General features: G+C 70.6%; 19 protein-coding genes. 14 read left to right on the top strand and 5 right to left on the bottom strand.

Annotated features, from left to right (window positions below):
• Positions 1 to 74 precede the first annotated feature (74 nt).
• The 7 genes from ACWCQM_RS02485 (at position 75) to ACWCQM_RS02455 (ending at position 6388) form a co-directional block, all read left to right on the top strand.
• A complete protein-coding gene (locus tag ACWCQM_RS02485) occupies positions 75 to 1481 on the top strand; it encodes a family 2B encapsulin nanocompartment shell protein (RefSeq protein ID WP_450913517.1) in 1407 nt (468 codons plus the stop codon).
• Between the two features lie 95 nt (positions 1482 to 1576).
• Positions 1577 to 2620: a family 2 encapsulin nanocompartment cargo protein polyprenyl transferase gene (locus tag ACWCQM_RS02480; RefSeq protein ID WP_450913516.1), complete on the top strand. Its 1044-nt coding sequence runs from the start codon at positions 1577 to 1579 to the stop codon at positions 2618 to 2620.
• Between the two features lie 94 nt (positions 2621 to 2714).
• Positions 2715 to 3311 (top strand): GNAT family N-acetyltransferase, encoded by a 597-nt coding sequence (locus ACWCQM_RS02475; protein WP_450913515.1) that lies wholly within the window; start codon positions 2715 to 2717, stop codon positions 3309 to 3311.
• A 78-nt stretch (positions 3312 to 3389) separates the two neighbouring features.
• The gene (locus ACWCQM_RS02470; protein ID WP_450913514.1) at positions 3390 to 4058 is read left to right on the top strand and encodes a DUF6304 family protein; all 669 of its coding nucleotides are present in this window, start codon (positions 3390 to 3392) and stop codon (positions 4056 to 4058) included.
• Positions 4059 to 4142: 84 nt separating this feature from the next.
• Positions 4143 to 5147: an NAD-dependent epimerase/dehydratase family protein gene (locus ACWCQM_RS02465; protein WP_450913513.1), complete on the top strand. Its 1005-nt coding sequence runs from the start codon at positions 4143 to 4145 to the stop codon at positions 5145 to 5147.
• Between the two features lie 9 nt (positions 5148 to 5156).
• A complete protein-coding gene (locus ACWCQM_RS02460; RefSeq protein ID WP_450913512.1) occupies positions 5157 to 5510 on the top strand; it encodes a DUF952 domain-containing protein in 354 nt (117 codons plus the stop codon).
• Positions 5507 to 6388, top strand: coding sequence for an SDR family oxidoreductase (locus ACWCQM_RS02455; RefSeq protein ID WP_450913511.1), 882 nt, complete (start codon positions 5507 to 5509; stop codon positions 6386 to 6388). Before ACWCQM_RS02460 ends, ACWCQM_RS02455 begins: the two co-directional genes overlap by 4 nt.
• 126 nt (positions 6389 to 6514) lie before the next feature.
• Here the strand turns inward: ACWCQM_RS02455 and sodN are convergent, their stop codons facing one another.
• Positions 6515 to 6910, bottom strand: a complete 396-nt coding sequence (sodN, locus tag ACWCQM_RS02450) for a superoxide dismutase, Ni (RefSeq protein WP_033298259.1) — start codon at positions 6908 to 6910, stop codon at positions 6515 to 6517.
• A gap of 180 nt (positions 6911 to 7090) precedes the next feature.
• Between sodN and sodX the strand changes: the two genes are divergently transcribed.
• A complete protein-coding gene (sodX, locus tag ACWCQM_RS02445; RefSeq protein WP_450913510.1) occupies positions 7091 to 7528 on the top strand; it encodes a nickel-type superoxide dismutase maturation protease in 438 nt (145 codons plus the stop codon).
• Here the strand turns inward: sodX and ACWCQM_RS02440 are convergent.
• The gene (locus ACWCQM_RS02440) at positions 7432 to 8061 is read right to left on the bottom strand and encodes a CGNR zinc finger domain-containing protein (RefSeq protein WP_450913509.1); all 630 of its coding nucleotides are present in this window, start codon (positions 8059 to 8061) and stop codon (positions 7432 to 7434) included. The two genes, sodX and ACWCQM_RS02440, sit on opposite strands and share 97 nt — an antisense overlap.
• 102 nt (positions 8062 to 8163) lie before the next feature.
• On the opposite strand from ACWCQM_RS02440, the gene ACWCQM_RS02435 reads away from it, so the two are divergent.
• The 3 genes from ACWCQM_RS02435 to ACWCQM_RS02425 all read left to right on the top strand — a co-directional run bounded on the left by ACWCQM_RS02435 (position 8164) and on the right by ACWCQM_RS02425 (position 10322).
• The gene (locus ACWCQM_RS02435) at positions 8164 to 8919 is read left to right on the top strand and encodes a class I SAM-dependent methyltransferase (protein WP_450913508.1); all 756 of its coding nucleotides are present in this window, start codon (positions 8164 to 8166) and stop codon (positions 8917 to 8919) included.
• A gap of 135 nt (positions 8920 to 9054) precedes the next feature.
• Positions 9055 to 9546: a SigE family RNA polymerase sigma factor gene (locus tag ACWCQM_RS02430; RefSeq protein ID WP_450913507.1), complete on the top strand. Its 492-nt coding sequence runs from the start codon at positions 9055 to 9057 to the stop codon at positions 9544 to 9546.
• Positions 9543 to 10322 (top strand): hypothetical protein, encoded by a 780-nt coding sequence (locus ACWCQM_RS02425; protein ID WP_450913506.1) that lies wholly within the window; start codon positions 9543 to 9545, stop codon positions 10320 to 10322. Before ACWCQM_RS02430 ends, ACWCQM_RS02425 begins: the two co-directional genes overlap by 4 nt.
• Positions 10323 to 10402: 80 nt before the next feature.
• Here ACWCQM_RS02425 and ACWCQM_RS02420 read toward each other — a convergent pair whose 3' ends face one another.
• From ACWCQM_RS02420 to ACWCQM_RS02410, 3 genes are read right to left on the bottom strand one after another with little or no spacing between them, the layout of a single operon-like run.
• On the bottom strand, positions 10403 to 11164 hold the full coding sequence (locus ACWCQM_RS02420; protein ID WP_450913505.1) for an amino acid ABC transporter ATP-binding protein: 762 nt from the start codon (positions 11162 to 11164) through the stop codon (positions 10403 to 10405).
• Complete coding sequence (locus tag ACWCQM_RS02415) at positions 11161 to 12102, bottom strand: amino acid ABC transporter permease (RefSeq protein ID WP_450913504.1); 942 nt, start codon at positions 12100 to 12102, stop codon at positions 11161 to 11163. Before ACWCQM_RS02415 ends, ACWCQM_RS02420 begins: the two co-directional genes overlap by 4 nt.
• Before the next feature lie 29 nt (positions 12103 to 12131).
• Positions 12132 to 13091: an ABC transporter substrate-binding protein gene (locus tag ACWCQM_RS02410; protein ID WP_450913503.1), complete on the bottom strand. Its 960-nt coding sequence runs from the start codon at positions 13089 to 13091 to the stop codon at positions 12132 to 12134.
• 522 nt (positions 13092 to 13613) lie between these two features.
• On the opposite strand from ACWCQM_RS02410, the gene ACWCQM_RS02405 reads away from it, so the two are divergent.
• The 3 genes from ACWCQM_RS02405 to ACWCQM_RS02395 all read left to right on the top strand — a co-directional run bounded on the left by ACWCQM_RS02405 (position 13614) and on the right by ACWCQM_RS02395 (position 16497).
• Positions 13614 to 14840, top strand: a complete 1227-nt coding sequence (locus ACWCQM_RS02405) for an NAD(P)-dependent malic enzyme (protein ID WP_450913502.1) — start codon at positions 13614 to 13616, stop codon at positions 14838 to 14840.
• A 149-nt stretch (positions 14841 to 14989) separates the two neighbouring features.
• Complete coding sequence (locus ACWCQM_RS02400) at positions 14990 to 15955, top strand: zinc-binding dehydrogenase (RefSeq protein WP_450913501.1); 966 nt, start codon at positions 14990 to 14992, stop codon at positions 15953 to 15955.
• Positions 15952 to 16497, top strand: a complete 546-nt coding sequence (locus tag ACWCQM_RS02395; RefSeq protein ID WP_450913500.1) for a GNAT family N-acetyltransferase — start codon at positions 15952 to 15954, stop codon at positions 16495 to 16497. The genes ACWCQM_RS02400 and ACWCQM_RS02395 overlap by 4 nt, the downstream gene beginning before the upstream one ends.
• The last annotated feature ends 24 nt before the right edge of the window (positions 16498 to 16521 follow it).

Genomic DNA, 16521 nt, shown 5'->3' with positions numbered 1-16521 from the left:
TGTGTAATAGCGCATGGCATCCTCCGCTGGAAGGCTTCTTCTCGCAGGTCAGCTCATGATCGAGAGGATGTCGGATGTCCGTTGGTGAAGAGGTTCGCGACACGCAGCCGCCGCCGCAGCAGAGTCTCGGCACAGCGGCTGCGCGGAACCTCGCGACGACCACCAAGTCCGCCCCGCAGATGCAGGAGATCACCTCCCGGTGGCTGCTGCGCACGCTGCCGTGGGTACAGGTGCAGGGCGGCACGTACAGGGTGAACCGCCGGCTGAGCTACTCGGTCGGAGACGGCAGGGTGACGTTTGTCCAGACGGGCGACCGGGTCACGGTCATCCCCGCCGAGCTCGGCGAACTTCCCGCCCTGCGCGACTTCGGGGACGAGGACGTGCTGGCCGAGCTGGCGCGCCGGTGCGAACAGCGTGATGTCGAGGCGGGCGAGGTCCTCGCCGCCGCGGGCGACGCGGCGGATCGCGTCCATCTGCTGGCCCACGGCAAGATCGAGAAGATCGGCTCCGGGCCGTACGGCGACGAGACGGTGCTCGGAGTCCTCGCGGACGGCGCCTACTTCGGCGACCACGTCCTGATCGACGGGGACGCGACCTGGGAGTACACGGCCCGCGCGGTGACCGCCTGCACGCTGCTGACCCTGCGCCGGTCGGACGTGCTCAATCTCGCCGCCCGCGCGGACTCGCTCCGCGACCACCTCGCCGGGCTGCTCGCCATCCCGCACCAGCGCACCAACCGCTACGGCGAGGCGGAGATCGACCTCTCCGCCGGGCATGTGGGGGAGGCCGTCGTCCCCCACACCTTCGTGGACTACGACGCGGCGCCACGCGAGTACGAACTGAGCGTCGCCCAGACCGTGCTGAAGGTCCACAGCAGGGTGGCCGACCTCTACAACCAGCCGATGAACCAGACCGAGCAGCAGTTGCGGCTCACGGTCGAGGCGCTGCGTGAGCGCCAGGAGCACGAGCTCATCAACAACAGGGAGTTCGGACTCCTCAACAACTGCGACTACGGACAGCGGCTCCAGCCGCACGAAGGAGCGCCCGGCCCCGACGACATGGACGAGCTCCTGTCGAGGCGGCGCGGATCGAAGCTCTTCCTCGCGCATCCCCGGGCCATCGCCGCCTTCGGCCGCGAGTGCAACAAGCGCGGCCTCGTGCCGGAGACCGTCGAGGTCGGGGGACAGCATGTGTCCGCGTGGCGCGGGGTGCCGATCTTCCCGTGCAACAAGATCCCGGTCACCGACGCCCGCACCACGTCGATCATCTGCATGAGGACCGGTGAGGAGGACCAGGGAGTCATCGGACTCCAGCAGAGCGGAATCCCGGACGAGATCGAGCCGAGCCTCTCGGTTCGCTTCATGGGCATCGACGAGCAGGCGATCATCTCCTACCTCGTCACGGCGTACTACTCCGCCGCGATCCTGGTGCCCGACGCCCTCGGCGTCCTGGAGAACGTGGAGGTGAGCCGCTGGCGGTGACGCTCCCCGGGGCCCGGGCGGTGCCCGCCCGGGCCCTGGAAGGCCGAGGCCGCGACCAAGGTGCCCCGAGGCGCCCGGAAGGAGTGACCGTGACCATGACCAGTACGGATGCCGCGATGGAGGGGCGCAAGGCCGCCGTGCTCCTGGAGCACACCCGCAGTGCCGTCGACCCGCATCTCAGAGCAGCCGTCGAATCCCTGCCCGGGGCTATCCGCCGGGTCGCCATGTACCACTTCGGATGGCAGAACGCCGACGGAACGCCCGCGTCCGGCCAGGCCGGCAAGGCCATCAGACCCGCGCTCGTGCTGGCCGCCGTCCGTGCGCTGGGCGGCGACCCGGAGGCCGCGATGAGGGCGGCCGTCGCCGTCGAACTCGCGCACAACTTCACCCTGCTCCACGACGACGTCATCGACGAGGACACCACCCGTCGTCACCGGCCCACGGCCTGGGCGGTGTTCGGTGTGCCGGACGCCGTCATCACGGGCGACGCCATGCTCGCACTCGCGCTGCGGCTGCTGGCGGACGACCCGGACCCCGCCTCCGTGCAGGCCTCCGTGCGGCTCGCCACCTGCATCGTCGAGCTCTGCGCGGGACAGCAGGCCGACTGCGCACTGGAGGAGCGTGGCCCGGAGGACGTCACGCTGGACGAGTGCCAGGCCATGGCGATGGCCAAGACGGGCGCCCTGCTCGGCTGTGCCTGCGCCATGGGCGCCCTCTACGCCGGGGCGGACGAGCGGGTGGTGCGGGCCATGGACGGCTTCGGCCGGGAGGCGGGCCTCGCCTTCCAGCTCATCGACGACCTGATCGGCATCTGGGGGGACACCGACCGCACGGGGAAGCCGGCCGGGGCGGACCTGACCGCCCACAAGAAGTCGCTTCCGGTGGTCGCGGCGCTCACCTCGGGCACCCCGGCCTCGGACGAGCTGGCGGCGCTCTACAGGGGCGCCATGAACACACAGGAGGAGGTGAGGAGGGCTGCCGACGCGGTCGACCGGGCCGGCGGACGGGACTGGGCCCAGACCGCCGCCGCCGACCGGATGGCCCGAGCGGTCCACCATCTGTCCGTCGCGGTGCCCGGCACGGCCGCTGCCGGAGATCTGCTGGCCCTGGCCGAGTTCGTCACCCGCAGAACGCACTGACCGTGGGCGCCCGTGACCGGTACCGGCCCACAACTCTAGTATTCCCAAAGTCAGTTGGGTCAACGACAGGGAAGCGATGGGGGTGGGGCCGGTCATGGGCGTACGGATACGCCAGGCGGACGGGCGGGACAGGGACCAGGTCGTAGGGATTCTGGAGGAGGCGTTCCACGACGATCCGGTGAGCAGCTGGGTGTTCCCGGCCGAGGACCACCGGCGGGCGGTGCACGGCAAGTTCCTCGGCGTGTTCGTCGACGTCACGCTGGATGAGGGCCGAATCGACCTGCTGGAGGACGGCACCGCCGCCGCCCTCTGGCTCTCGGTGCCCGCCGGCGCACCGGAGGAGGAGGACGACACCCCCGCGCTCATGAGGGAGACGGCCGACCCCGACAACGAACGGGCGGAGCTGGTGGGCAGACTGACCGGTGCCGTCCATCCCCACGACCGCGCGCACGCCTACCTGTTGATGATCGGTGTCCGTCCTGAGCGCCAGGGGGAGGGACTCGGAGTGGAGCTGATGAGAGGGGTCCTGGAGCGGTGCGACCGGGAGGGGACCCCTGTCTATCTGGAGGCGAGCAGCGAGCGCAGCCGCGGTCTCTACGAGCGGCTCGGTTTCACCTTCATGGGACGGACGGTCGACCTCCCGGAGGGCCCTGCCATGTGGCCCATGTGGCGCGAGCCGAAGGCCTGCTGACCGGGAATCGGTCAACCGACCGGCAAAGGGGAGGGTGCCGCCGGGAAGGGGCGGGGGCACGGGCTACAGTCCCTGCTCATGACAGATGAGTCGTGGGCAGGCTGGTACCGGGACCGTCATGGTTCCGCGGCCGTCGTTTTCACCACGGACGGGCAGCAGCTCCGTATCCGCGTCCGGGGTACGGACTTCGAGGGCGAGAGCTTCGACGCGCTCGGCCCGGTGGCCGGCGCACAGGTCCAGGACGGGGTGTTCGACCTGGTGGACGGTGTGCTCGGCGACTGTGTGCTGGAGTGGGACCTCCCGCTCCCGGTCCTCGTGTCCGGCACGGTCCGCCAGGCCACGCTCGGGTGCCTGCTGTCGCTGCGCAGGGCCGACCCGGACCTGTATCTCGCGCTCCATCTGGACGGCGCGGTCTACGAGTCCAACCGCGCCGAGGGTGACTTCGCCGCCGCGCTGGCCACGGTCCAGCGGATCCTGCCGCCGGACATGCATCTGCAGACCTGCATAGCCTGCGCCTTCTCCGACTACTTCCCGGCTCCGGTCCGGGGGCTCTCCGGCGGGCTCGCCTGCTTCCGCGGCGTGAAGGACGCCTACCGCGATGTGGCGGGCGGCGAGGATGTCGCCGGACTGTGGGACCGGCGCACCGGGTTCGTCCAGGAGATATGGAGCTGCCGGGAGTTCGAGCCACGTCCCGCACACGGCGCGGGCACGGGGCACCGGGGAGCCTTCCCGCTCGAACACGCCTGAAAGGGCCGCGGGCCCGGGAGTTCCCCGTTCTGCCGAGGGCGAGTTCCCGTTTCCCCCGTGCGCGGCGAGGGGCACGCTCACCGCATGAAGCTCTTGATGCTGGGCGGCACCGAATTCGTCGGGCGCGCCGTCACCGAAGCCGCACTCGGCAGGGGATGGCAGGTCACGGTCTTCCACCGCGGCCATCACGCACCACCCGCCGGGGCGCGCACGCTCACCGGCGACCGGACGGAGGGAGCGGCGGGCCTCGCAGCGCTCGCCGACGGCACCTGGGACCTGGTCGTCGACACCTGGAGCGGCGCGCCCTCGGCCGTGAGGGACGCCGCCCGGCTGCTGTCGGACAGGGCAGGGCACTACAGCTATGTCTCCAGCCGGTCCGTGTACGAGTACCCGGCCGCGGCGGGGCTCGCGGAGGACGGGCCGCTGGTCGCGGGGGCCTCCCCGGACGACGGCCCCGACGTCCCGTACGCCCTGGCCAAGCGGGGCGGGGAGCTGGCGGCCCAGGACGCCTTCGGGGACCGGGCACTGCTGGCCCGGGCCGGGCTGATCCTCGGCCCGGGGGAGAACATCGGCCGCCTGCCCTGGTGGCTGACACGGATCGCCCGGGGCGGTGACGTGATCGCGCCGGGACCGCCCGGTGCCGGACTCCAGTACATCGACGCACGCGACCTCGCCGACTGGCTGCTGGACGCCGCGGCGAGCGGACTCGGCGGCGCGTACAACACGGTGAGCCACCCGGGACACACCACCATGGGCGAGCTCCTGGACACCTGCGTCCGTGTCACCGGCGCCCGCGCCCGGTTGCGCTGGACCGACCCCGAGGTGCTCCTCGCTGCGGGCGTCGAGCCGTGGACGGACCTGCCGGTCTGGCTGCCCGCCGGGGAGCTCCACGACACCCTGCACCGCGGCGATGCCACCAAGGCGCACGCCGCCGGCCTCCGGTGCAGGTCCGTCGGCGCGACCGTCGCCGACACCTGGGCCTGGCTGTCCGGGAGAGGAGGCGCGGCCCCGCAGCGGCCCGACCGCCCGCCCGTAGGTCTCGACGCGCGGACCGAGGCGAAGCTCCTCGCCGCGCCCGGCAGCGCTTAGCGTGGCCCGATGACCGGACAACTGCTGCACCTCACGGAAGAACCCCTGTGGGAGGCCGCCCGCAGGGCGGGGACGTACGAGATGTCGACCAGGGGCCGCACCCTGAGCGAGGAAGGATTCATCCACTGCTCGCTGCCCCATCAGCTCCCCGCAGTGGCCCGGGCGTTGTACGGGACCGACGGCCAGGGACTGGTGGTGCTGGTCATCGACGAGGCCCTGATCCCCGCTCCCGTGCGCTACGAGGCCCTGCGGCCCGGCGGCGAGGAGTTCCCGCACATCTACGGCCCGCTGCCGACCAGCGCGGTCGTGGAGGTGCGCCCCTGGCCCTGGGCCGCGGCGCACGAGGAGGACGAGGCACGATGACGGTCCCTCTCGTAGCGGTGACCGGCGCGAGCGGAGCGGTCGGCGGCCGGGTCGCGGCGCGGCTGGCCAGGTCCGGCGCCCCCGTGCGGCTCCTGGGCCGGGACCCCTCGCGGCTGCCCCGGCTGCCCGGCGCGGTCGTCGCGCCTCCCGCTCCGTACGGCGACGGTGAGGCCATGCGCCGCGCACTCGACGGCGCGCACACCCTGTTCCTCGTCTCGGCGCACGAGAGCCCCGGCCGGGTCCTCGAACACACCACGGCGGTGGACGCGGCGCTCGCCGCGGGCATCGAGCGCATCGTCTACGTGTCGTTCCTCGGCGCGGCACCCGACGCGACGTTCACGTTCGCACGGGACCACTGGCACACCGAGGCGCACATCCGGGTGGCGGGCGTGCGCCACACCTTCCTGCGGGACAGCTGGTATCTGGCCGCCCTCCCCGCGATGACGGGCGCCGACGGGGTCCTGCGCGGGCCGGGCGGCGAGGGGCGGGTCTCCGCCGTGGCCCACCAGGACATCGCGGACTCGGCGTCAGCGGTCCTGCTGGACGGAGGAACCGGCCACGACGGCACAGCGTACGACCTCACGGGCCCCGAGGCGTTCACCCTCGCGGAGGCGGCCGAGGAGCTGAGCCGGCGCACGGGCCGCACGATCCGGTACGTCCCCGAGACGCGGGAGGAGGCCTACGCCTCCCGCGCCCACTACGGCGCCGAGGACTGGGAGGTGGCCGGCTGGGTCACCTCCTACGAGGCGATCGCCGCCGGTGAGCTGGAGACCGTCTCGGACGCCGTTCCCACCCTCACCGGCCACCCGGCGCAGAGCCTGGCCGGCTACCTCCAGGAGAACCCGGACAGCTACCGCCACCTCCTGCCGGACTCCTGAGCGTTCCGGGGCGGGAAACACCGCACCCGGCCCGCCTGGACGCCGTTCTCGGCGGCCTGCGGGCCGGGTGCGGACCGGTAGGGAGTCCGACCAGCGAAATCGCGGGTCAGACGGCCTTACCAGAGATCAAGCCTTCTTGGTCTCCCAGAAGATCTTGTCGATCTGGGCGATCAGGTCCAGAGCCTTCTGGCCCGTGGCCGGGTCGTTCGAACCCTTGGCCGCGGAGAGCGCCTTCAGGGTGTCGTTGACCAGCTGGTGCAGCTCCGGGTACTTCTCGAAGTGCGGGGGCTTGAAGTAGTCGCTCCAGAGCACCGAGACGTGGTGCTTCGCGAGCTCGGCACGCTGTTCCTTGATCAGAACGGCGCGCGTGCGGAAGTCCGCGTCCTCATTGGCCTGGTACTTCTCCTGGACGGCCTTGACGGACTCCGCCTCGATGCGGGCCTGGGCCGGGTCGTACACACCGCAGGGCAGGTCGCAGTGGGCGCTGACCTTCACCTTGGGGGCAAACAGGCGGGAAAGCATGGAGCTGTCCTTCCTCGTGATCGTCTTCTCAGGTGGGACATTACTCCGTGGGAAGCCGCTTTTAGCGGCTGCCCCCTTGGGCTTAGGCCAAAAGTCCGGGGTGAGGACGGGACCGCCGGCCGAAAAGACGGACGGTGCGCGCGGCGGTGTACTGGAGGATGGACCCGGGAGGTGCCACACATGCCGGAACCGGTGCAGGGAGCAGGGAGCGGGCGTGCGGAGCGCAGGCCGTTCCAGGTGGTGGAGGTGACGGGGCCTTCGATGGTGCCCACGCTCTACCACGGGGACTGGCTGCTCGTGCAGCACGGGGCGCCGGTGCGCCCGGGGGACGTGGTGATCCTGCGTCACCCGTTCCAGCAGGATCTGCTGGTCGTCAAGCGGGCCGCCGAGCGGCGCGGCAAGGGCTGGTGGGTGCTGGGCGACAACTCGTTCGCGGGCGGCGACAGTACGGACTACGGAGCCGTCCCGGAGGAGCTCGTCCTGGCCAGGGTGCGGGCCCGCTACCGGCCGCTGAGGAAGGATCAGCGATCGGTGCTCGGACTGCTGGGCTGGGCGGCGTCCGCGGTGCGCCGGGTCTCCCCGGAGCGGTCCGTCTCCAGGCGCTTGCGGGCCCGGTAGGCCGCCACGTTGGCCCGGGTGGCGCAGCGGTCCGAGCAGTAGCGCCGCGAGCGGTTGGTGGAGGTGTCGAGGTAGGCGTTGCGGCACGGCGCCGCCTCGCAGAGGCCGAGCCGGTCCACGCCGTGCGAGGTGAGATGGAAGGCCAGGCCCATTGCCGCGATCGCGGCGAACCCCGCTGTCGCGTTCGACGGGTGGTCGGCCAGATGCATGTGCCAGTCCGGTTCGCCGTCCTCGTCCCGGGTGTCGTGGCCGGAGATCTGCGGGCTCACGGGAAACTCCAGCAGCAGCGAGTTGAGCAGGTCGACCGCCAGGGTCGCCTCGCCGCCGTCGGCCGCCTCGAAGACCGCGCGCAGCCGCGCCCGTACGGACCGGAAGCGGGTCACGTCCGCGTCGGTCGCACGGCGGGCCGCCTGCTGGTTGGCACCGAACAGCTCACGCACGGACTCGACCGTCGTGAGGGAGTCCTTGCCACGGGCCGGCTCCTCGGTGTTGACCAGACGCACGGCGTAGTCCGAGTAATAGGCCAGTTCCACTTGTAGTCCTTACGGCGTCGGTCTATGGTCGCTGTGTCGACCAGTGTAATGGGCGGTCGTGCTTAACGAGACTTACACATAGAGATACAGGTGGAGGTTCGGATGACGGCGACGGGCACCGACTGGCAGTCCTGGCAGGAGAGCTGGGACCGGCAGCAGGAGTGGTACATGCCGGACCGCGAGGAGCGGTTCCGGGTGATGCTGGACATGGTCGGGGCCGTCGTGGGGCCCGAACCGAGGGTGCTCGACCTCGCGTGCGGTACGGGCAGTATTACGGACCGGCTCCTCAAGAGGTTCCCGCAGGCCACCAGTACCGGTGTCGACCTCGACCCCGCGCTGCTCGCCATCGCCCGGGGCACCTTCGAGGCCGACGACCGGGTCACCTTCGTCACCGCCGACCTCAAGGACCCCGGCTGGACCGAGTGTCTCCCGCACACCTCGTACGACGCCGTGCTCACCGCCACCGCCCTGCACTGGCTGCACACCGAACCGCTCGCGGCGCTGTACGGGCAGATCGGCGGCCTGGTCAGGGACGGCGGGGTGTTCATGAACGCGGACCACATGATCGACACCGACACCCCCCGCATCAACGCGGCCGAGCGCGCCCACCGGCACGCCGTCATGGACCGGGCGAAGGCCGGCGGTGCCGTGGACTGGGCCGAGTGGTGGGCCCTGGCCGCCGAGGACCCGGCCCTCGCGGCGCCCACGGCCGAGCGGTTCGTCATCTACGGCGAGCACGCGGACGGCGACATGCCCTCCGTCCAGTGGCATGCCCGCACCCTGCGCGAGGCGGGCTTCGCCGAGGCGCGTGCGGTCTGGTCCTCCCCCTCGGACAGTCTGGTGCTCGCACTGAAGTAGGCGCGCGCGACCGGGGAACGAGGGGCGGCTCCGGCCGCCCCTCATCCGTTTCCCCTTCCGCCGCAACCTGTCGGCCGTCCCGCCGCACTGGAAGGGTGAGACGGTCCGCGCCCGCGGACCCGGAGAGGGGCGCCGATGACGCGGATCGACGACGACGCCGCGCTGCACGCCTTCGTGGAGAGCAGACGCACGGCGCTGTTCCGCAGTGCCTACCTGCTGTGCGGCGACCGGCACGAGGCCGAGGATCTCGTCCAGACGACGCTGGTCAAGGTCGTGCTGGGCGGCAGGAGGCATGGACGGCTCGACAACATCGAGGCGTACGCGCGCAAGACCCTGGTCAACACCTACATCGCCGCACGCCGTCGCTTCTGGCGGCGGGAGCGGCCGTACGGCGAACTGCCCGACACCGTCGGCGACCAGGCCGACTCGGACACCGGCCTGATGGTCCGGGCGGCGCTCGCCCGGCTCACGGTCCGACAGCGGGCGGTGCTGGTGCTGCGCTACTGGGAGGACCTGAGCGTCCAGGCCACGGCCGAACTGCTCGGGATGCGGGAGAGCACGGTCAAGAGCCACACGGCACGGGCACTGGCGGCGCTGCGCGCCGAGATGGCGGAGGAACTCGTATGAACGACGTACGCGACCTGCTGGGGCGGGCGGCCGATGACGCGGGACACCCCGGGCTCACCACCGAAGCGGTGTACGACAGGGCGGGGAGGGTGCGCAGACGTCGTCGCGCCGCCGTCTCGGGGGCGGCGCTGGCCGTCGTGGCGGCGGGAGTGGTCGCGTTGCCCGGCTTCACCGCCGGGCCGGGGACGGAGCAGACCTCGGTGGCGGCACCCGCAGAGAAGAGCGGCACGGACAGGGCCGGGCGGCTGACCGCGCTGCTGCCGTCCGGCGTGGGGACCGTCGAGCAGGTGTCCCTCGCCGTCCTGATCAAGAACGCCACCCCGGAGCAGGCCGAGGAGACGTACGTCGGCCCGCTGGACGGGCAGTACTCCGTCCGCAGGGACGGTGGCGTCGGCTTCCTCACCCTCTCGTACATGCCCCGGGCACTGGTCGCCAAGAAGTACGGGGCCGACCCCGCGGCCGACCTGTGCGTCGTCCGCGGGAACGAGCCGCCCCGCGCCGACTGCGTACGCGAGGAACTGCCGGACGGCCGGATCCTGACCATCTGGCACGACTCCATGGACTACAGCGACGGCGGCACCCCGCAGTGGGGGCCCGAGTTCACCGCCCGCCTCGCCCTGAAGGACGGATCGCTGCTGGCCGCGCGTTCCAGCACCGGTTACGAGGGGGACAGGTCGCAGGGGCCGCTGCTCGACAGCCCGCCGCTGGACCGGGGGCAGCTGCGTGACCTGATGCTGCGCCCGGAGCTGCTGCCGGCCAGGGGGACCGCGAAGTAGCGGGCGGCACGGGGAGGGACGACGAGGAGGGCGGTACGGACCGGGTCCGTACCGCCCTCCTTTTCGTCTCCGCGCAGGTGCTAGAGCACCTTCGACAGGAACGACTTCGTCCGGTCGTGCTGGGGACTGGTCAGGACGTCGCGCGGGTGGCCGGACTCGACCACGACGCCGTCGTCCATGAAGACCAGCGCGTCGCCGACCTCGCGGGCGAAGCCCATCTCGTGGGTGACGACGATCATCGTCATCCCCTCCTCGGCCAGTCCGCGCATGACGTCCAGGACGTCACCGACCAGCTCCGGGTCGAGCGCGGACGTCGGCTCGTCGAAGAGCATCAGCTTCGGCTCCATGGCCAGGGCGCGGGCGATGGCCACCCGCTGCTGCTGCCCGCCGGAGAGCTGCGAGGGGTAGTTCTTCGCCTTGTCGGACAGGCCGACCCGGTCCAGCAGACGTTCCGCGCGGGCCCGGGCGACGGCCTTGGTCTCGCCCTTGACCTGGATCGGGGCCTCCATGACGTTCTCGATGGCCGTCATGTGCGGGAACAGGTTGAAGCGCTGGAAGACCATGCCGATGTCCCGGCGCTTCAGAGCGACTTCGCTGTCCTTGAGCTCGTAGAGCTTGTCGCCCTTCTGGCGGTAGCCGACCAGATCGCCGTCGACGTACAGCCGGCCGGCGTTGATCTGCTCCAGGTGGTTGATGCACCGCAGGAACGTCGACTTGCCGGAGCCGGACGGGCCGATCAGGCAGAAGACCTCACGGGGGGCGACCTCCAGGTCGATGCCCTTGAGGATGTGCGCGGGGCCGAAGGACTTGTGGACGCCCTCGGCCTTCACCATGGCGGTCATGCGGCGCCTCCCTTCGGGCGGCCCAGCGACAGCATGGTGGCCCTGATCTTCTGGAACGGGGTGTCCGGCAGGCTGCGGCTGGAGCCGCGGGCGTAGTGCCGCTCCAGGTAGTACTGGCCGACACTGAGCACCGAGGTGAGCACCATGTACCAGGCCGCGGCCAGGAAGAGCATCTCCACGGTGGCACCCGAGGTCTGCGAGACGTTCTGGGTGGAACGCAGCAGTTCGGTGTACTGGACGGCGACCGCGAGTGAGGAGGTCTTCAGCATGTTGATGACCTCGTTGCCCGTCGGCGGCACGATCACGCGCATCGCCTGCGGGACGACGATCCGGCGGAGCGTCTTGCCGTGGCTCATGCCCAGCGCGTGCGCCGCCTCGGTCTGCCCCTCGTCGACCGACTGGAGGCCGGCCCGGCAGATCTCCGCCATGTACGCGGCCTCGTTGAGCCCGAGACCGAGCAGCGCGCAGAGGAACGGCGTCATGAAGGACGACCACTCGTCCTTGTAGACCGGCCCGAGGTTGATGTACTCGAAGACGATGCCGAGGTTGAACCAGACCAGCAGCTGCACATAGACCGGGGTGCCGCGGAAGAACCAGATGTAGCCCCAGGCTATGGAGGTCGTCACCGGGTTCTTGGACAGCCGCATCACGGCGAGCACGATGCCCAGGACGACACCGATGATCATCGACAGGACCGTGATGATGACGGTGTTCTTGACGCCTTCGAGGATCTGGTCGTCGAAGAAGTAGTCCGGGATCGCGTTCCAGTTGATGTCGCCCTGCGCGAACGCGTAGACGAGCGAGGCCAGGAGTCCGAGGGCGACGATCGCTGAGACGTACCGTCCGTAGTGGCGCACCGGGATGGCCTTGATCGCCTCCGGCCCCGCCGACGGGGTGGGCGGGGTGGCCGCCGGGTCCGCCTTCTTGATGTCAGTCACAGATGATGCCTTTCAGCGCCGGAACCCGGTCAGGACCCGCCGTTGATCTTGGCCTCGGTGACCGCGCCGGCCTCGACGCCCCACTTGGCGATGACCTTGTCGTACTCGCCGTTCTTGATGACCGCGTTCAGGGCCGCCTCGATGGCCTTGGTGAGCTCGTCGTTGCCCTTGGCGACGGCGATGCCGTACGGGGCCGCCTCGACCTGCTCGCCGACCAGCTGGAAGTCCTTGCCGCCGCCCGAGGTCTTCACCGCGTACGCCGCGACGGGGAAGTCGGAGGAGCCGGCGTCGGCGCCACCGCCGCGCAGCCGGGTCTGGGCCTCCAGGTCGTTGTCGAACGCCTCGATGGAGATCTTGCCCTTGCTGCCGCACTTGGCGCTCTCGGCCTTGGCGAGGTCGTGGGAGACCGTGCCGCGCTGCACGACCAGCTTCTTGCCGCAGAGGTCCGACCAGGCGCTGATGCCCTTGTCGTCGCCCTTCTTCGTGTAGATGGAGACGCCCGCGGTGAAGTAGTCGATGAAGTCGACGCCCTCGCCGACCTTCTTCTTCGTCTCGGAGTCGACACCCTCCTGGCGGTCCTTGGTGTCGGTCATGGCCGACATCGCCAGGTCGTAGCGCTTCGAGCGCAGGCCCGTGAGCAGGGTGTCGAAGGTGCCGTTCTCGAAGACGAACTTCACGCCGAGCTGCTTGCCGAGGGCGTCCGCGAGATCGGGGTCGATGCCGACCGTCTTGCCGGACTCGTCCTTGAACTCCACCGGCGGGTAGGCGATGTCCGACCCGACCTTGATCTCACCCTTGTCCTTGATGGCCTTGGGGAGCAGGTCGGCGAGCGGCGCGTCCTTCGTGGCGGCCGCGCCGGACTCCTTGGTGCTCGCACTGTCGGTCTGGTCGCCGCACGCGGTCAGCAGCAGGGTGCCGGCGACCGCGACTGCGCAGACCGCGGCAATCCGGGACTTCGCGGACGTACGGCAGAGGGTGCTTGCGGTCATGATCGGAATCCTCCGGCGGTGAGGGAATGCTGGTCAGGCGGGCAAGCACGCACCTTCGAGTGTCGCCACCTTGTGTGATTAGGGCATCTTGCCATTCGGACTCGCCCATTCAGGGGGCCGGTCATGTCAAAATCGGGTAACGGGCGACCCCCGAACCTCAACGGCGTGGCACGGCAAGGCCGGACCATCTGCTGAAAAGCGAGCACTCCTCCGGAGAATCTCCGGTGCGTCTCAGTCTTCGGACGGCCTTTGTGGTCCTTAGTGGACTTGTCCAGATATTCGGCTATGAGTCATGTCACCGAGTCGATACCGACTCGTAAGAGGACCGGTCCGTCCGGTAAGAAAGACCTTTACACCCCTCATCCGGGGCTCAGGGCGCGTGTGCGGCGCGCCCGCGCGTATGTGACTCCCCTGCCGGAGCGGGCCAACCGCTCAGTGCCGGGAACGTACGCGGTGCCCGCCCACCCCTCCTCAACCAGGAGTGGCCACCCTCAACTGATGAAGACTTAAGGGGTCAACACAATGGCAGCGGAGATCGTCAATCCTCGCAGCGACAGCACGACGCACGACACGGCCGGGACCATCGGGGCGGACGAGCCCTTCGATCCGGCCTTCGCCCTCCACCGCGGCGGGAAGATGGCCGTGCAGGCCACCGTTCCGATCCGCGACAAGGACGACCTGTCCCTCGCGTACACACCCGGCGTGGCGAAGGTGTGCAGCGCCATCGCCGAGAATCCCGAGCTCGTCCACGACTACACCTGGAAGTCGCAGGTCGTGGCCGTCGTCACGGACGGCACCGCCGTCCTCGGCCTGGGGGACATCGGTCCCGAGGCGTCCCTCCCCGTGATGGAGGGCAAGGCGATTCTGTTCAAGCAGTTCGGCGGGGTCGACGCGGTGCCGATCGCGCTCGCCACCACCGACGCGGACGAGATCGTCGACACCGTCGTGCGGCTCGCGCCGTCCTTCGGCGGGGTCAACCTGGAGGACATCTCGGCGCCCCGGTGCTTCGAGATCGAGCGAAAGCTCCAGGAGCGGCTGGACATCCCGGTCTTCCACGACGACCAGCACGGCACGGCCGTGGTGACCCTCGCGGCCCTGCGCAACGCGGCCAAGCTGTCCGGCCGGACGCTCGGCGACCTGCGCGCCGTCATCTCCGGCGCCGGCGCGGCCGGTGTGGCCATCGCGAAGTTCCTGCTGGAGGCCGGGATCGGTGACGTCGCCGTCGCCGACCGCAAGGGCATCGTCAGCGGTGACCGCGATGACCTCACGGACGTCAAGCGCGAGCTGGCGGAGCTCACCAACAGGGCCGGCATCACCGGTTCCCTGGAGCAGGCGCTCGCGGGCGCCGACGTCTTCATCGGCGTCTCCGGCGGTACGGTCCCCGAGGCGGCCGTGGCCTCGATGGCTCCTGGCGCGTTCGTGTTCGCCATGGCCAACCCCGACCCCGAGGTCCACCCCGACGTCGCGCACAAGTACGCGGCCGTCGTGGCGACCGGACGGTCGGACTACCCGAACCAGATCAACAACGTGCTGGCGTTCCCCGGCATCTTCGCGGGCGCGCTCCAGGTGAGGGCCTCCCGGATCACCGAGGGAATGAAGATCGCTGCGGCGAACGCGCTGGCGGACGTCGTCGGCGACGAGCTCGCCGCGGACTACGTGATCCCGTCGCCGTTCGACGAGCGGGTCGCCCCGGCCGTCACGGCCGCGGTGGCCGCCGCCGCCCGTGCGGAGGGTGTGGCCCGGCGCTGACGCCCGGCCGGGGCGGGGGGTGACGCGGTCCGCGCGACCGCGTCCCCCCCCGCCCTTTCCCGTGTCGGGGCGCCGCCCCACGCGAGCTGGGGCGTGTGTCACACCATCGAACGGTTACGTCACGGCGCGTCACGTCCTATCGTCGTGCCATGTTCGCCGCCTACGCAGCCCGCATCGACCGTGACCGGCCCCTCGACGGACTTGAGCTGGGGGAACGCCCCGCACCCGAGTCCCGGCCCGGGTGGACCACCGTCCAGGTCAAGGCCGCGTCCCTCAATCATCACGACCTCTGGTCCCTGCGCGGGGTGGGCCTCGCCGAGGACAAACTGCCCATGATCCTCGGCTGCGACGCCTCGGGGATCGACCAGGACGGCAACGAGGTCGTCCTGCACTCCGTCATCGGCCAGACGGGACATGGTGTCGGCCCGGACGAGCCGCGGTCCATCCTCACCGAGCGCTATCAGGGCACCTTCGCCGAGCAGGTCACCGTCCCCAGCTGGAACGTGCTGCCCAAGCCCAGGGAGCTCACCTTCGAGCAGGCCGCCTGTCTGCCCACCGCCTGGCTCACGGCGTACCGGATGCTCTTCACCAACGCCGGTGTCCGGCCCGGCGACTCCGTTCTGGTGCAGGGAGCGGGCGGCGGTGTCGCCACCGCCGCGATCGTGCTGGGCAAGGCCGCGGGGCTCAGGGTGTTCGCCACCAGCCGTGACGAGGGCAAGCGCAAGCGTGCGGTGGAACTGGGCGCCGTCGAGGCGTACGAGCCGGGAGCGCGGCTGCCGGGGCGCGTCGATGCCGTCATCGAGACCGTGGGGGCCGCGACATGGTCCCACTCGGTCAAGTCTCTGAAGCCTGGCGGCACCCTGGTCATCTCGGGTGCCACCAGCGGGGACCGGCCCTCGCACGCCGAGCTGACCCGGATCTTCTTCCTGGAGCTCAAGGTCGTCGGCTCCACGATGGGCTCCAAGGACGAGTTGGAAGACCTGTTGTCGTTCTGCGCGGCCACCGGGGTGCGGCCCGTCATCGACGAGACCCTGCCGCTGGACCGGGCTCGCGAGGGCTTCGAACGCCTCGCCGCCGGGGACCTGTTCGGAAAGATCGTCCTCACCACGTCATGAGGGCGGCCGCGGAACTGCCGACGCCGGAAGGGTTCCTGCTGCGCCCGTGGCGGGCCGAGGACGCTCCTGCGGTGCTCCACGCCTTCGGGCCCGAGGAGATGGCCCGCCAGGCGGGCAGGTCCGTCACGACCATGGCCGAGGCACAGGACTGGGTCGCGGCCCGCGAGGAGGAGCGGGCAGCGGGCTCCGCGTACACATGGGCCGTCGTCCGCGACGGGGTCCCGCTCGGGTCCGTGGCCGTGGCGGCGGTGAACCACATCCACGACACCGGCTGGGTCTCCTACTGGACCGTCGAGGCGGCGCGCGGGAGAGGCGTCGCGTTGGCGGGCGTACGGACGCTGGCCCGCTGGGCCTTCGGCGAACTGGGCCTGTACCGGCTGGAACTCGGACACCGGACGAACAACCCCGCCTCCTGCTCCGTCGCCCAACGGGCCGGCTTCATCGCCGAGGGCATCGACCGGCAGAAGCTCCGCTACGGCGACGAACGCTTCGACGTGGAGCGGCACGCCCGTCTCGCCTCCGATGATGTCAACTTCGATTGACAGGGGCCGAGCGTCAACGTAGGT

The organism is Streptomyces sp. NPDC002125 (genome assembly GCF_053593715.1).
The sequence above is the reverse complement of the archived record's forward strand: the minus strand, read 5'-3'. Positions and strand labels throughout refer to the sequence as shown.

Excerpts from the sequence above, each read along its gene's own strand:
- ACWCQM_RS02485 (WP_450913517.1), top strand. The coding sequence starts at position 75 with ATGTCCGTTGGTGAAGAGGTTCGCGACACGCAGCCGCCGCCGCAGCAG.
- ACWCQM_RS02480 (WP_450913516.1), top strand. The coding sequence starts at position 1,577 with ATGACCAGTACGGATGCCGCGATGGAGGGGCGCAAGGCCGCCGTGCTC.
- ACWCQM_RS02475 (WP_450913515.1), top strand. The coding sequence starts at position 2,715 with ATGGGCGTACGGATACGCCAGGCGGACGGGCGGGACAGGGACCAGGTC.
- ACWCQM_RS02470 (WP_450913514.1), top strand. The coding sequence starts at position 3,390 with ATGACAGATGAGTCGTGGGCAGGCTGGTACCGGGACCGTCATGGTTCC.
- ACWCQM_RS02465 (WP_450913513.1), top strand. The coding sequence starts at position 4,143 with ATGAAGCTCTTGATGCTGGGCGGCACCGAATTCGTCGGGCGCGCCGTC.
- ACWCQM_RS02460 (WP_450913512.1), top strand. The coding sequence starts at position 5,157 with ATGACCGGACAACTGCTGCACCTCACGGAAGAACCCCTGTGGGAGGCC.
- ACWCQM_RS02455 (WP_450913511.1), top strand. The coding sequence starts at position 5,507 with ATGACGGTCCCTCTCGTAGCGGTGACCGGCGCGAGCGGAGCGGTCGGC.
- sodN (WP_033298259.1), bottom strand. The coding sequence starts at position 6,910 with ATGCTTTCCCGCCTGTTTGCCCCCAAGGTGAAGGTCAGCGCCCACTGC.
- sodX (WP_450913510.1), top strand. The coding sequence starts at position 7,091 with ATGCCGGAACCGGTGCAGGGAGCAGGGAGCGGGCGTGCGGAGCGCAGG.
- ACWCQM_RS02435 (WP_450913508.1), top strand. The coding sequence starts at position 8,164 with ATGACGGCGACGGGCACCGACTGGCAGTCCTGGCAGGAGAGCTGGGAC.
- ACWCQM_RS02430 (WP_450913507.1), top strand. The coding sequence starts at position 9,055 with ATGACGCGGATCGACGACGACGCCGCGCTGCACGCCTTCGTGGAGAGC.
- ACWCQM_RS02425 (WP_450913506.1), top strand. The coding sequence starts at position 9,543 with ATGAACGACGTACGCGACCTGCTGGGGCGGGCGGCCGATGACGCGGGA.
- ACWCQM_RS02420 (WP_450913505.1), bottom strand. The coding sequence starts at position 11,164 with ATGACCGCCATGGTGAAGGCCGAGGGCGTCCACAAGTCCTTCGGCCCC.
- ACWCQM_RS02410 (WP_450913503.1), bottom strand. The coding sequence starts at position 13,091 with ATGACCGCAAGCACCCTCTGCCGTACGTCCGCGAAGTCCCGGATTGCC.
- ACWCQM_RS02405 (WP_450913502.1), top strand. The coding sequence starts at position 13,614 with ATGGCAGCGGAGATCGTCAATCCTCGCAGCGACAGCACGACGCACGAC.
- ACWCQM_RS02400 (WP_450913501.1), top strand. The coding sequence starts at position 14,990 with ATGTTCGCCGCCTACGCAGCCCGCATCGACCGTGACCGGCCCCTCGAC.
- ACWCQM_RS02395 (WP_450913500.1), top strand. The coding sequence starts at position 15,952 with ATGAGGGCGGCCGCGGAACTGCCGACGCCGGAAGGGTTCCTGCTGCGC.